This window comes from Enterococcus sp. BWB1-3, from assembly GCF_016745275.1.
Lineage (GTDB): Bacteria > Bacillota > Bacilli > Lactobacillales > Enterococcaceae > Enterococcus_L.
In genome coordinates this window covers 25,010-40,032 of sequence record NZ_JADOEP010000024.1, presented here as the reverse complement: position 1 = coordinate 40,032, position 15,023 = coordinate 25,010, and the positions used below count along the sequence as shown (strand labels likewise).

Annotated in this window: 11 protein-coding genes; 1 reads left to right on the top strand and 10 read right to left on the bottom strand. The window is 37.9% G+C overall.

Features of this window, described 5'->3' with window-relative positions; all coding sequences use genetic code 11:
* Positions 1-155: 155 nt before the first annotated feature.
* The 4 genes from IW492_RS14375 to IW492_RS14360 form a co-directional block, all read right to left on the bottom strand.
* Positions 156-2,867, bottom strand: coding sequence for a cation-translocating P-type ATPase (locus IW492_RS14375; protein WP_202068430.1), 2,712 nt, complete (start codon positions 2,865-2,867; stop codon positions 156-158).
* A 644-nt stretch (positions 2,868-3,511) separates the two neighbouring features.
* Positions 3,512-4,273: a tRNA 2-thiocytidine biosynthesis TtcA family protein gene (locus IW492_RS14370; RefSeq protein ID WP_202068428.1), complete on the bottom strand. Its 762-nt coding sequence runs from the start codon at positions 4,271-4,273 to the stop codon at positions 3,512-3,514.
* 64 nt (positions 4,274-4,337) lie between these two features.
* Complete coding sequence (locus IW492_RS14365) at positions 4,338-6,191, bottom strand: LTA synthase family protein (RefSeq protein WP_442896357.1); 1,854 nt, start codon at positions 6,189-6,191, stop codon at positions 4,338-4,340.
* Positions 6,192-7,032: 841 nt separating this feature from the next.
* Positions 7,033-7,923: an ABC transporter ATP-binding protein gene (locus IW492_RS14360; RefSeq protein WP_202068426.1), complete on the bottom strand. Its 891-nt coding sequence runs from the start codon at positions 7,921-7,923 to the stop codon at positions 7,033-7,035.
* Positions 7,924-8,118: 195 nt separating this feature from the next.
* On the opposite strand from IW492_RS14360, the gene IW492_RS14355 reads away from it, so the two are divergent.
* Positions 8,119-8,817, top strand: a complete 699-nt coding sequence (locus IW492_RS14355; protein WP_202068425.1) for a TIGR00266 family protein — start codon at positions 8,119-8,121, stop codon at positions 8,815-8,817.
* A 76-nt stretch (positions 8,818-8,893) separates the two neighbouring features.
* Here the strand turns inward: IW492_RS14355 and IW492_RS14350 are convergent, their stop codons facing one another.
* The 6 genes from IW492_RS14350 to IW492_RS14325 form a co-directional block, all read right to left on the bottom strand.
* Positions 8,894-9,856 carry an LCP family protein gene (locus tag IW492_RS14350; RefSeq protein WP_202068424.1) on the bottom strand — a complete coding sequence of 321 codons (963 nt, stop codon included), beginning with the start codon at positions 9,854-9,856 and terminating at the stop codon, positions 8,894-8,896.
* 337 nt (positions 9,857-10,193) lie between these two features.
* The gene (locus IW492_RS14345) at positions 10,194-10,580 is read right to left on the bottom strand and encodes a hypothetical protein (RefSeq protein WP_202068423.1); all 387 of its coding nucleotides are present in this window, start codon (positions 10,578-10,580) and stop codon (positions 10,194-10,196) included.
* 553 nt (positions 10,581-11,133) lie between these two features.
* The gene (locus tag IW492_RS14340) at positions 11,134-12,099 is read right to left on the bottom strand and encodes a DUF975 family protein (RefSeq protein WP_202068422.1); all 966 of its coding nucleotides are present in this window, start codon (positions 12,097-12,099) and stop codon (positions 11,134-11,136) included.
* A 271-nt stretch (positions 12,100-12,370) separates the two neighbouring features.
* Positions 12,371-13,078 (bottom strand): hypothetical protein, encoded by a 708-nt coding sequence (locus IW492_RS14335; RefSeq protein WP_202068421.1) that lies wholly within the window; start codon positions 13,076-13,078, stop codon positions 12,371-12,373.
* Positions 13,079-13,175: 97 nt separating this feature from the next.
* Entirely contained in the window at positions 13,176-13,412 is a 237-nt protein-coding gene (locus tag IW492_RS14330) for a hypothetical protein (protein ID WP_202068420.1), read from the bottom strand.
* 1,152 nt (positions 13,413-14,564) lie between these two features.
* Entirely contained in the window at positions 14,565-14,894 is a 330-nt protein-coding gene (locus IW492_RS14325) for a nucleotide pyrophosphohydrolase (protein WP_202068418.1), read from the bottom strand.
* Positions 14,895-15,023 lie beyond the last annotated feature (129 nt).

The following is a 15,023-nucleotide window of genomic DNA, read 5'->3' as shown; positions in this document are numbered from 1 at the left end:
GCATGTTTCAATTCTGTTGTAAAGGCAATATGAATTAAAGAAAAAGAGTATAAGACCACCTTCAAACGGCTTTGTCTTATACTCAATCTAATGAACTGGAAAAAAATTTTCCTTTTCTTCTTTTTTAAAGTACTGATATCCTGATTTTTAAGAAGTTATGCCTTGCCTGTTCGTCTCTGAACCAATTTAACAATCTCAACAATCGGAATAATTGACACAGATGCCAATACCACAATCATCCACTGATAGGGATCAAGCGTAGTTACTCTGAACAGGTCATTAAAGCCCGGAACCACGATCGTTGCGGTTAGCAGCAGCGCAGAAATTAACAACGCCCAGTTAAAGGTCTTGTTCTTGAACAAACCAACTGTAAAAATAGACTCATGGATCGATTTCACATTAAATGCATGAAGCAGTTGAATCAGCCCTAATGCAGCAAATGCCATTGTTAATGCATCGCCATGCTGCAGGTCATATAGTGCCTGTGCAGATAAATTCGGCATATTTATTGCAGTATGAGCAGGATTCGTGATGGCCAGATGATACACAAACAGAATCAGTCCGCCTTGGAGTACTCCCTGATAAATCACACTGCTCAGTACACCGCCTGAAAAGAAATTGGAATTCTTTCCTCTTGGCACCTGCTTCATAACATCACTTTCTGCCGGCTCAACACCTAATGCAATTGCAGGGAAAGTATCTGTTACCAGATTAATCCATAATAAGTGAACAGGCAGTAATGTATCCCAATTCAACATGGTGGCAATGAACAGCGTCAATACCTCTGCAAGGTTCGCGGACAACAAGTATTGAATCGTTTTTTGAATATTGGAGAAGACTTTACGTCCCTCTTCCACCGCAACGATAATCGTTGAGAAGTTATCATCTGCCAGCACCATATCAGATGCCCCTTTGGAAACCTCCGTACCTGTAATGCCCATTCCAATACCGATATCTGCAGCTTTTAACGCCGGTGCATCATTAACCCCATCACCAGTCATGGCGACTACTTTCCCTTCATTTTGCCATGCTTTGACAATACGAACCTTGTGTTCAGGTGAAACACGAGCATAGACAGAATACTTACCGACAGTACTTGCAAACACCTCATCAGAAAGATTATTCAGCTCCGCTCCGGTAATTACCGCAGCGTCATCCCCTTCTTTAATAATACCAAGTCTTGCAGCAATTGCTTCAGCTGTTTCACGGTGATCTCCTGTAATCATAATAGGACGAATACCTGCTTCTTTGGCAACCTTCACTGCCGCTGCAGCTTCTTTCCGTTCCGGATCAATCATTCCAACCAAACCAGCAAAAATCAAGTCTTTTTCCACTGATTCAGAAGTCATTTCAGATGGTACTGTATCAGCATAATTATAAGCCATTCCCAGAACGCGAAGTGCCTGCTTCGCCATTTTCGTATTGTTTAAAAGTATTTCCTTACGGTCATTCTCACTAATAACCGCTGTTTGACCATTTATTTCGATCTGACTGCAGCGTTTCAGCAGTTCATCCGGTGCGCCTTTCACAGCAATCAAGTATTTGCCGTTTTCAAGTTGATGAACCGTCGTCATCAATTTCCGATCGGAATCAAATGGAATTTCAGCCACACGTGGTTCAGCCATTACTTTCTCCGTAACATTAAAGCTGTGATCCAGTCCAAACTGTACCAGTGCAGTCTCCGTTGGATCTCCAATGAGTGTACCGTCTTGAGAAATTTTTGTATCATTAGCAAAGGTCATAATCTTTAATGCCATATTATCGGACGAAACAGCCTGTGAAGCGGGTGCCAAATAATTATTCGCATACAGCACTTCAACAGTCATTTGATTTAATGTCAATGTCCCGGTTTTATCCGAACAAATAATGTCTGTACTGCCCAAAGTTTCCACCGCAGGCAGTTTGCGGACAATCGCATTTTTCTTTGCCATTTTCTGTGTGCCTAGCGCCAGAATGATCGTTACAATAGCTGGCAGCCCCTCCGGTATGGCAGCTACTGCCAGCGAAATAGACGTCAGCAGCATGTCCACCCAATCTCTGCCGTTTGCTAATCCGACAGCAAACATAATCACTGCAATAATCAGAATTGCAACAGTCAGAACTTTTCCCAGCTGGTTTAAGTTCTGCTTGAGCGGTGTTTCCTGTTCCTTTTCACCAGCAAGCATCCCGGCAATCTTCCCAACTTCCGTATTCATTCCTGTACCGACAACAACTCCTACACCACGACCATAGGTTACGTTACTGTTGGAATAAGCCATGTTCAAACGATCACCTATTCCAATTTCCTGTGCCGACTGCTCCAATGTGCCGGCTTTTTTCTCAACAGGTACGGATTCTCCGGTTAACGCAGCCTCTTCAATTTTCAGACTTGCTGCTTCCAGTAATCGAAGATCCGCCGGAACCACATCTCCAGCATCAAGCAATACAATATCGCCTGGAACCAGTTCATCACTTTTAACGGAAAGAGCATGCCCATCACGACGAACATTGGCATTTGGCGAAGACATTTCTTTTAGCGCTTCGATCGCTTCTTCCGCCTTAGCTTCCTGAACAACACCAAAAATGGCATTCAGAACCACCACTAGTAAAATAATTACCGAGTCAACAATCTCATGAGAAAATAAAGCCGAGATTACCGCTGCAGCAAGTAATACGATAATCATAAAATCTTTGAATTGTTCCAAAAATTTAACAAAAATTGATTTCTTCTTGCCTTCCTCTAATGCATTTTTTCCGTATTCAGTTAGTCTCTTTCTCGCCTCTTCTTCGGAAAGACCATCAACACTGGTGGTCATTTTCTCCAGCACTATTTCCTCCGATTGCGTATAAAATGCTTCTGATAATTGTACTCTTCTCTGTTCTGACATTTTCTTCCTCCTTGAACATTGCAGCTGCTTTCCAGTCTATTTTACCTAATTTTTTACAAAACATAAAAAAATAGACTTCTGCATGCTACTTAAAAATTAAGTACACACATAAGTCTCACTGTTTAAGACAACACCAGGGAACGAATTCCAGTGTTGGTGATGCTGCCACAGCTCTTCAGCTGCCAGTTACTCCCTCATGAAAGAATAATCTCTAAAAACAACAACTGTTTTTAAAAATTACCGTTTCTAATATTATGACTGACAGCGATCCGTTTTTCAAGTCTAAAAGTAAATTTTCATGCTTTCTTTTTTCATGAGGTCAGTAATTCACTCAAATAAAATGACTTAATTTTCTCTGGACTGTGGAATTAGTATATCTAGAAGTCTTAAAACCGAATAAAAAGCGTTCCAGTCTTTGTATGATCCGAGCATTCGTAAGAAGCATAGGAGCAAGTTCTTATATGCCCCTCAAACATACGACGAGTAATCGCAGGAGCACTTGCACGATCTTAACTGCGACGAGTAACCGCAGGAGCACGGAGCAGCTTTGTCACGACCTCAAAATAAAGAAACAGCCGCACAGTTATTCGATTTTTCAGGATTTTACCAATCTCAATTTTCTTCGCGTTAAACCGCCTGATTCCCTACCCTTCATCCTTGAATTTCAGACTTTTTGTCCAGAAATTTTCTTGCGTTCCCTGTTCCATTCCCATGATGAATTTCTCGCGAATATCCGGATACTTTTCTGAAAGCCCTGTAACCAAACGCTTTATTTCTTCCCGCTTTGTCTTTTTATCAACTGGACAGGGATTGAATATCACCGGCAGCTCTTCTCGCTTCACAAACTTGACAATATCCGTTTCATGAAGATAAAGCAACGGACGAATTAAGGTAACCGCTGTTTTTGTCAAATAGCTCTTCGGCTCAAAGCTTTCCATCGTTCCATGAAAGAGAAAGTTCATGAAATACGTTTCAATTGCATCATCCAAATGATGTCCTAGCGCCACTTTATTACAGCCCAGCTCTTTAGCACGATTATACAGAATCCCTCTTCTCAGCTTTGCACACAAAGAACAGGGGGAACGCTCTTCCCTGATGTCAAAGACCACTTTGGCAATATTGGTCGGTACAACATCAAGTGAATAGCCCAGCTTCTCCACAAAGTCCTGCATTGGGCGAATATCCATATCAAATCCCATATCCAAAGAAATTGGCACAATTTCAAACGAAAAGCCCAACCGCTCCTGCTTCGAGATAGTATCTAAAAAGTAAAACAGACTGGTGCTGTCTTTCCCGCCGCTCATTCCAATTGCAACTCTCTCTCCAGGCTGAATCATTTGATAATTTAAGACCGCACGGCGAATCGGGTTATAATAAATTGAGTTGTCTTTTTTCTTAAAGCTCATTTTAGTACTCCTCTTACCTATCATTCTATTGAGAAAAACGCAGAATTATGACCGGACATCTCGTCTACTCAAAAGCTGAATTATAAAAATCTGTTTTCAAGCTGTATTTTTCTCCTGATACCAAATCATACTGAACCATCTGGTAAGCTTCATAATAGGCTTCCTGCTCATTGCTGAGCTTCATTTCCTTACTCCACTGATCACCAACATAGTAAATTCCTTTTTCAAATGCAGGGATTGCTTCCTGAACATTTAACAGCAGCTGATAGAAGCCGGATGTTTTCAAATTGCTCTGCTCAAGCAAGGATGGTGCAAAGTAGTATGGACTCGTGATTGCATCATGTGTTGTTTTTTCAGATAGTTGATGGGCTGTATCATACATGAGAAATTCTGTTCTGTGCATTTTAGCATCTGCTTCGTTGGCAGCCTGAAGTTCCTCTGAATAAATACTAGGCAGATGATCTCCCCAAAATACAACGAGTGTTCGCCGATCCAGCTGGTTCAGCTCTTCAATAAAATCTTTCAATGCTTCGCTGCTGTATGCAATATCCTGCATATAGCTGTCGATGCTGTGCTTATTTTCAGTACTTTGAGAAGAGTAGTTCAAGGTTGTATACTTATCGCTGTATGGCATGTGCGTCTGCATGGTAACCAAATGAATAAATTGCGGATCAGACGTCCCTGACAACAAACCCATGATTTCCTTATAAGCTGCTGCGTCTGAAATATACGAATTATTTTCAATCTTGTCAGTATGTTCCATTGTGTCTTCATAAATAAATTCATCAAAACCAAGCATAGTGTAAACATCTTTCCGTTTATACATCGAGGTATTGTAAGGATGAATTGCTGTCGTTGCATAATCCTCTTCTTTTAAGAAAGAAACGATTGAAGGAAACTCCTTCATATTTGGCAAAAGCATGGTGTATGGCGTTGTCATTTGCGCATTGAAAAGCTCCATGGACAAGCCGGTTAATGCTTCAAATTCGATATTCGCTGTACCTCCGCCATAATTTTGAGAAAGCATTTGACCACTGTAAGTCTGCTCAGCAATTGACTTATATTCTGCCAGCGGGTTCTTATCAGCAGTAATTCCTTCGAGTGCCAGCGGATCAGAAAAGCTTTCACTCATTATAAAAATAATATTTGGTTTTTCCTCAACAGCTTCCTGATTCTTTTTCTCTGCTTCTGCAGTGTATGTTTCGACTATTTCTTCAATAGTCTCTTTTGAATAATTTTCCGGCTCTTCCATAGCAGTAACTTTTAGATTGTAGAGAAAGCCACCAATAAATCCGGTATTATAATAGTTCATTTTCTGACTGTAAGGAATCCAGAAGGCTGATCTGTTATATGCTTTTCTAAGCAGATTATTTGGATTGTTAAAATCACTGAAATAGAACATTAATCCAACAGAACAAATCAACAAAGCTCCTCTGATGATCTGTGTTTTCTTTGGCTTGGAAAAGCTTTTATAGATGGCCCAACCGAATAACCCCAAGCCAGCCAAACTGATTCCAATAATCACCACAAAAAGTACCGTTCCAATCATTTCCCTTAGCAGTCCAAATTCGGTTATCATTTTTAAATCATCGGGATAGATGGGTTCAAGCCGATAAAACATCTTCTGATAATCAGCAAAGCCCAGCACTCCGATAATAATGACATACAACAAGCTGCCAAAGCCTATCGACCCAGATAAAGCTACTAAAAACAGCAGGAATGTTCCAAGAACCAGGCATCCTAAAAGGAATTTTTCTGTATGCCATGAAAAAGCAAATTTAAAAGCCAAGTCAAAAGACAGGTCATTTTGACACATCTGTAAATATAAGTTGCTGATTAGAATCATTAGCGGTATGCCAACAATCAGCAGTCCTTCTTTCCATTTCATTTTTCCAAAAAAGTCTTTTATTTTCTTTATATATGTATGCACAAACAATCTCCTTTAAGTAAAATAGACACTCTATTATTCTATGTGTTCATTCTTAAAAAGTAAAGATTCTATTTTTGTCTTAAACGAAACCAAAACTATTTTTCTTCTTTCTATGATCTCTACGTATGACTCACATACAAAAAATGATTTTTCACGTAAAAAACAGATAGATAAAAAGATCGGGACAGACACTCATGAGGGTTATCACCCTCACCAAACAGAATGAAAATAAAAAATCATCAACCTACACGCTATTTCCTGTCATACTAAAGAGGACAGGAGAGGCTTGTAGGTCGATGATTAATTGAGGTCCTTCTCCAAGTTGACCTTAAGGGACAAACTAGATCGTTCTACTTATTTACTCCTGTGATTAATAGTCGTATACAACAATTTCCTGCCGTTTAGCTTCTTCATAGAATACAGATTCCCATTGTGTTCTGCCAAGATCAATATATTCTTTTTGAAATGTCAGTCGTTCTGTCTGAACATTGAGCTGCTCCTGTCAGTACCGACTATTTCTTATTTTCTGATTCAAGCAAGTATAAAATATCAACTCCTCAATATTATTATACTTCTCGTTTCCCTGATATAAAATTCCCACCCTCACCAAAATACTGAGGAAGGTTGTGTGTCTCTGCCGGACTTGCGTATCTCCAGAGCTGTTGAATTTTGTCTGCATTTGCTTTCAGCTCATTAAATCAGCCTTGTCCATACATCGGATTCTGTCCTATCGACCAGCTAAATGAATCCCAAAAGAATAAAAAGAATGATCAACAGCAATACATTTTTAGAATTTCTTTTCCACTTTATTCATTCAAGTTTTATCAGCTTAAACTGCCTGCATATTTGAAAATAGTGTAAAGTAGATCATTTCCAGTGTCTCTTTTGCCATCCTCTGTTCAAAGATCGTAATATGCTGCTCCTCACAAAACGCCTGAAATGCCAGAAGCTGTTCTGAGTAAAAATAGCCCCTTATTTTATAAGGCGAACAGCTTTGATAAGATACATTGATATTCTCCAGAAAACTACCTGCAAGTTCCTGATTTGACAGAATAAACTCATACTCCATTTCATCAATATCTATTTTTTCCTTAGGGATAAGCTTTCCTTCATGTAAAAACAGGATGTTTTCCGTAATCTTTCCTATCTCCTCCAGATTGTGAGAAGATAAGATTATGGTTATCCCTTTTTTATGGAGCTTACTTAAGATTTCTCTAACCTGCAAAATACTGCCTGGGTCCAAACCGTTCAAGGGTTCATCCATAAGAAGCAGCTTGGGATCATTCATTAAGGCAATTCCCAGAAGCAAGTGCTGTTTCATACCCAAGGAATAATTTTTTACTTTTTTCTCCATATAATCGGTCATGCCAAGTTCTTCTACAAGAGCCGTCATTTCTTCTTTTGTCTTTTTATATTCCCGCCGAATAAATTCCATATGGTCCCAGCCAGTTAAATGCTGGTACAGGATTGTCGGATCCTGAAGATATGACATATCATAAAAAATCCGATAGTCATAATTTGGTCGTCCACAAATTCTCACTTCTCCTTCATCACAATCCTCAATATCCGCAATTAAATTCAACAGGGTTGTTTTTCCGGTACCATTTGGTGCGACAAGCGCAATAATCTCAGGTGTATCAATCACAAAATTGATTTCATCAAGAATTTCCTGCGTTCCATAGCTTTTGGAAAGACCGGTTAATTTTAGTATTTCATTCATTACTTTCACTCCCTACCTCATTTTCTCCCAATATCCTCTTATAGTTTATCTTGAATCTATTGAGTTATTATGAATTTCCTGATTCTAAATTAGAATTTTCTTTGAATTATCTTGGAATAAAGTTATAATTATTTGCACATGCGTTATTAAAAATAGTTAAATTTTAATTAAGGATATTCGAGGAGGAGATTACTGTTGGAATTTAAAATGACAGAAAACACGTTGTTTCCGTTGGTTGAAATTTCTTTAAAAAATGGAGAAATGATTCAATTAGAACGTGGTGCAATGGTTTATCACAATGGGCAAATTAATTTAGAAGGAAAAATGAACAGCAATGGCCAATCAGGTCTGGGCGGAGCAATTCGTGCGTTAGGGCGTTCCATGGCAAGCAGCGAAAGCTTTTTTATTACACAGGCAAAAGGCTTGAGTGATCACGCCATAATCGCTTTGGCTCCGGGAACTCCGGGAGCAATCAAAAAACTGGATGTTGGTTTGGAACATTGGCGTTTAAATGACGGTGCTTTTCTGGCAGCCGACTCAACAGTTTCGTATCAAATGAAACGTCAAAAAATAAGTACCGCATTCTTCGGTGGCACCGGTGGATTCTTCGTTATGGAAACATCAGGAAAAGGAACACTTTTAATTAATGCATACGGTGACATTGTAGAACTTCAGCTTGACGGCAGCCAACCATTTATTATCGATAACCAGCACGTAGTAGCTTGGTCTGAGTCGTTGGAATACAATATTAAAGCGGCTTCCGGTATGTTCGGCTTCACAACAGGTGAAGGTCTGGTTAATGAATTCCATGGCAGGGGAACTGTTCTTATTCAAACAAGAAATGTTGAAGCTCTGGCTGGAATGCTTTCTCCATTCATTACTTCCGGTAAATAATCGTTTGATGCAAAAAGACCCTTTGACGACTTTCAAAAAGCTCCGTCAAGGGTCTTTTATTTATTTTTACTACTTCCTATTGTCTGCTGTCAGCGATCTGCTGATCAGTGTTTTCAGCAGTCTGAGTACCATTTAAGAATTCTTTTATTGCCTGTGCATTCATGGCTTCATCAATTTCAATCACACTTCCTGAAGAAGTATAATTGTTAAAATTCCAGCTTCCTTCAACAGGCACTGATAAAATTTCCAATGGTTTGACTCTGCCAATCAGAAAATTCTTCGCCAAATCAATAATCAAATCCGTCGGAACATTCGTATCAAGCTTGCCGGCTGCTTTTCCAGCTGCTTTTGGCAGTTTTAGTAAAGGAACTAAATCCTTAGACTGATCCGCTAAAGCAACCATTACCTGCTGCTGGCGACGCACACGACCAAAGTCGCCTTCTTCATCCATTCTAAAACGGGCGTATTGCAGCAATGTCTGACCATCCATCACCTGCTCACCCTGGTATATATCAACACCGTCCAGATTAATATCTTTCTCAGCATCAATAGATACCCCTTTTGGATAAAGCTCATCAATCAACCCGCTAAACTGACTGAAATCAATCACTGCATAATAGTTTATTGGAAGATCAAAGCTTTCATTTATCACTTCTTTTATCACCTTTGCTCCACCATATGCATAAGCTGAGTTAATCTTGTCATAGCCGTATCCCGGAATATTCACATAGCTGTCACGCATTATCGAGATTAGCTTCGGCTGCTTACTGGTAGTGTCGTAGTGCGCAATCATCAACGTATCTGAACGACCACCATCTACATCGTCATCTACGTCAACATCTCGTGTGTCTGTTCCAATCAGCATGATTGTCAGCTCTTTATCATTCTGTAAATCATCCCCTGTAAAGTCATTATTCTTTGTTGCTTCTGCATTTTCTTTGGCGCTAAAAAAAGTAAGTGCTGCATAGCAGCCTAGTGCATCCAAAATAAAGACAGCCGACAAAAAAATAATGATACTCATTCTAGCTTTTCTTTTCATTGGTTAAACCCTTTCCAGTGTTTTTCAGCCATTGTTCTAAAATAAGTCCTTTTTACTATACGGCTGTACAACTAAGTATATTCGTAAGAAACCCCCAATTATATTTATTATTTCTCTAATTTTTTTCACTTTCTTACTATACCCACATCAAAAAATGAAGTCAATAAAATAATAGTTAAAATTTCATCTGTTTTTCACACGAGAAATATTTAGATAAAATAACAATTATTATTAATTTATATCAATAAAATTTACCGTTCATACAAATACAAAAAAAGCCGATCTGAAGAGGATCAGCTCCATAATTGATATTCATTCTTAATACATCCCTGTATTCTTAATGAACCTTTTTTTTCAAAAATCTCACGATAATTCCAAAACTTACAAGAATAAAGAAAAGCAGCAGCCAGCCATACCAGCTTTGAAAAAGCTTTAGGAAGATATAGATCAGCAACAAGATTTTTGACAGAAAAAATAACCCTGAGAAAAGTTTTATCCAGCAAGGCTTTGTCATCAGCAGCACCAGCAAGCCGGAAGCTGAACTGATAAACGGAAGATAAATGATTAGCTTAAAAATGGAAAATCCAACAGACGCTTCTGCCAATGACACAGCAAATACAAGCGGATAAAAAAGCATCAGATTTATCAGCACCTCACTCACTAAAAAAAGAATGACATTTCCCTGTTTGAATTTATTCTTTAATGCTTTTATATTCAGTTTCATTTATTACACACCTTTCATACACAATTAAATACTATTTGTACAGAAGGGGAACTATACCGCATTCCCTAAAAACCGAATAAACGATACTCCACTTTATATACCTCTGTGATTAGCCATCTCCTATTTAAGAGTGAATATCTGCACATTTATGAGATCGTCAGTTCGCATACAGCTGTCCTTTTATATAGAATAAAATTTTGACAAATTTATCCCCATCAGAGCTGCGCATACCTTTCCACTTGATGTTCCTGTAACAGTAAGACTGGCAATTCTGATAACTGACTTTTTACTACAGAAAACCCTTGTATCTACACGTCCCACATCAATACAAATACAGCTCATCTATTTAGAAAAGTGTTGGCATGTCTTATATGATCCTAAGACATGTGACAAGCATTCGGAGAAGCGCAGAAGCAAATTCTTACATAACCATAAGACATGCGACGAGTAGCCACACCCTTTTTCATTCTGCTAATTATACCATCTTTCAAAAAAAAACGATTCTGAGTGGTAAATCAAGCTCTCCCCAGAATCATTTTATTATTTATACTCTTTAGAAATCTGTAAATCCTGCTTCCAGTTCATGACTGAACAAATGGTGTTTTTCGGCAATCAGCTGATCAAAGAACAACGCCTCTGAAACACTGAAGTATGGAATAATATGGAATAATGAAATACCTATACTGAAGAAAGCGGAGAAATACCAAAGAGCGAATGACAGAGTAAACATAAAATATTCCATCTTATATCCCTTCATTAACTCCATACTCAACGCGATAGCTTCCTGTGCCGTCAACTTTTCATCTTTTCGCAGCAGATAATTTGTCATGCTGTAGGAAACTCGTTTCACAATTCCTGGAATATAGAATAACAGCGCCCACAGAAATGTGTAGAGCCATACCAGCAAGTTTGCTTTGACTACACGACTTCGATTTTCATTAAAGAATTTATTAAAGGTCAGCTTTAAACTAAATGGTTCTCCTTCAATATTATCAACAGCTGCCCATTTAATCATTCCCTGATACAAGACCATGACAATCATAATCAATAGCCATACTAGAAAAACAAAGAACCTTCCAATGAAGCCTGATCTGTCCCCATAATTATGATAAGAACGATACATGCTGCTTTCATTTGACAAAGTTGCTGTCGATGTACTCAATGGAACATGGATATTCAGCGGACTTTCTTCATCATCATAATAATAGTCATCTTCATGATATGCATCCCAGCCTTCATCCCAACCATCGTCCCAGCCATCATTATAACCATCATCATAGCCATCCCAATAATCACCGTATGTATTATTATTTGTTCCGCCATCCTGCCACGAACGATAAACATTGCTGTCATCATAATAGGTATGACTGCTGATTGTAGCCGCTGCGATGGAAAAAATCATTATAAAGAAGAAATAAATCCCCAATAAAACAAAAGGAATTACCACAAGCGTGCTCCAATGTCCATAATTCTTATGCAATAATTGTTTGGCTTTCTTTTTTATCTCGCTGCTAATCATTTTATTTCCCCTTTTCTTTTCAACAACCAATTTCTGAGTCCATCCAATATAGGCATTCTATTGTTGGATGGACCTAACTTTACTATATCGAATATCGGAGAAATGCACAACAGAAAAAGCTGATTTTAGTTTTCATAAAGCAGTTAATGAAGCTCATTCATTTTGTATCCAATCCTCTCAAAAAGGGCTGCTTCATAAGCTTATAAGCCTTCCTTAATCAGGACCCAGCATATTTTCTTAATAAAACTACTTGCAAAGTCCTCAGTCATTATTATAATTTATTGATAATCGGAACAGTGTCGGAGTCTTCAATTCTTTGTTTTTTTCTTATATAGTAGCAATACTCCAGCTTTGCCGCCCAAAGCAGTTCTGCCTGAGGAGGAAGAACAAATTGTCTGTCACGCTCATTCCAACAGCTGTCAGCTTGTCTGCAACCTTGCTCTAAGATACTATTTAGCTGATTAACCTTATCAAAGATCGCTGAAGAGCTGTTATGAAAACTTATCAGCTGATCGAGCTTTTGTTTCAACTCTGCCTTAATTCCTCCATAGGTTCCTAAAATCATCATATTTTCACTGATCTGAAAAGCTTTATTTCGTGGATCCATAGAAGAATCAGCCAAAGCTCTCAGCCTCATTTGACTTGTCGTAATTTGCAGCTCCCATAATTTGATTTGTTCTTCCAGCTCAGCTGAGTTCAAGCTGCAATCGTCTATATTTTCCAGATATTCTTCAATAAATCGCACATTCGCCTCTACAATAAGTTCACTTAGCAAAGCCGCTCCTTTGACTAAAGGTAAAAGGACAGCAACAAAATACTTTTGTGTCGAATCATACATCGGTGACTCCCGACTAATTGTTATACTTAAATGCTTAATTGTTTTTTGTAACTGTTCGTAAACCTGTAATTGGCTCCGACACATTTCCCGTATACTTTCAACCTGCAATCTTGCCAGTGTTAAATCCATTTCTATAACCATAGCTCTCTCCTAAAATTTCTGTCGTCCTGGATAACGCACAGCGATACTTTTAACAGATTAATCCTGCACTAATTAAACCGACCAACCAGTATTTATCCTAATACGTGTCATTCCAATTCGCTCTCAATTCCAACTCTCTTAAATGAAAAATAGATTTACTTGTAATCAAATGAATCTCTTTTGCTGTTTTTAATGCAATATTGACAGATTCCTGTGCACATTGATTGCCATTTATCGTGGTAACCTCATCCCTATTTATAAAATACTCTCTATCCAGAAGCTCTAATACTGCTAAAGAATTCTCTACGATCAGCTCTGCCTGTTTTTCTCTCATGAACATAATCACTCCAAATTATAAAGAGGAAGCATCCTATATGTATAATTTATTATTTTGGTTCTATGCTTCTCTTTTAAAAATATTTACCCTTATTCTTCTCTTGCTATATCCAAGCAGCAAAGATATACATAATATAAGAAAATAATAACACTAAAAACTGTATTATCTTATCAAAATTTTACAAAAAGGATAAAAGTCGTGAGAAAAAAGGGCTATTTTGAATATGAAATTACAGATTCCCCTAAAATAACAGGCTGTTCTATTCCATTTAATCAGAAAAATATAGCACAATGATTTGTTCAACATCACTTTAACTATTCGCAGAAACAAGCGATTATCACAATCTTTATTGAAGATCTATATTCACCAAAGTCGACTCTTTTTCAAAAAAAAAGAACTAAAGGAAAATAAAAAAAATAGTTACTTATACTTTATTTCCCTTTCCTCACCATTTTCATTTTTCTCACTTTTTGTCTTGCGTTTTTATTTAGTTCGTTTATACTAATAGGGTAGGATAGAAAGTATAATTTAATAGTAACATTGGCTCTTTTGATTTGGCGCCAACCATTTCATAAGAATGTTGAGACAACCACAATTGCCCGACCTGTTGCCAATAGTATCAGTAATCCGCTGCCTGAATTGTATACCAATTAGCCTGCAGTTCTCCATTACCCTGTGCTTTTTTAGGTGCACCTGTAATAGGGGAGAAGTGTGATTGCTTTTAATAAAACTATTGTAAACGATATTGGGATATTTCCAGTATCGTTTTTTCTTTCTATCCTGCCTTTTTTCAAAAAGAGGTAAAATAAAAAAAGGGCATCTCAAAGATCGGCGCCAACCAATCTTTGAAACCCTGTTTAGACAGCCACAACCCTCTAAACAAGTTTGCCCTAACCAGCACTTAAGCACTGGCTTCTCTATTGTACCGAACTTTACAGAGAATTTCCAGTCAGTATTTCTTTGTTCACTCCAATTTGAGACTAAACTTTCACATTTAGAAGTTTGGCTGGACCGTTTCTTGAGACAACCTTTTCTTTTTACTTCTTCTGAAATCAGGTTGAGTTGCAGTATCAGCAACTCAATAATTGAAAGCACCCTGTACGGATCGACTAACTTTTCAGTAAATCGTCTGTTCAAGGTGCTTTTTGTCTATAATTCTGTATATTTCTCTTTAGTTCCTTTACTTTTATCCACAGGATATTTTATTGCATTCAGCTTCATCTTGCTTCGGATAATTTCTTTTACATCCAGATTTAAATCAGAAGCCAGCATCAAACTGTAAATCAACACATCTGCCAGCTCTTGTCGGATATTTTCTGTATTTTCCTGAAGCGCCTCACCATCAGTCAACCATTGAAAATTTTCCAATAATTCAGAAGCTTCCAAACTGATTGATATCGCTAAATCCTTTGGATGATGAAACTGACGCCAGTCTCTTTCATCTCTAAAATGATTTATTTCATTGATTAAATCTTCCATGATTCATCCTCTCCTATCATTTATGATTAAAGTTCCAAAAACAATTCTTTATTTATTTTACTCTATTTTTCAAATACTGTCGGTAATTTTCTTTGGCATAAAGAAATAAGGATAGCGGCTGAGGTGGAT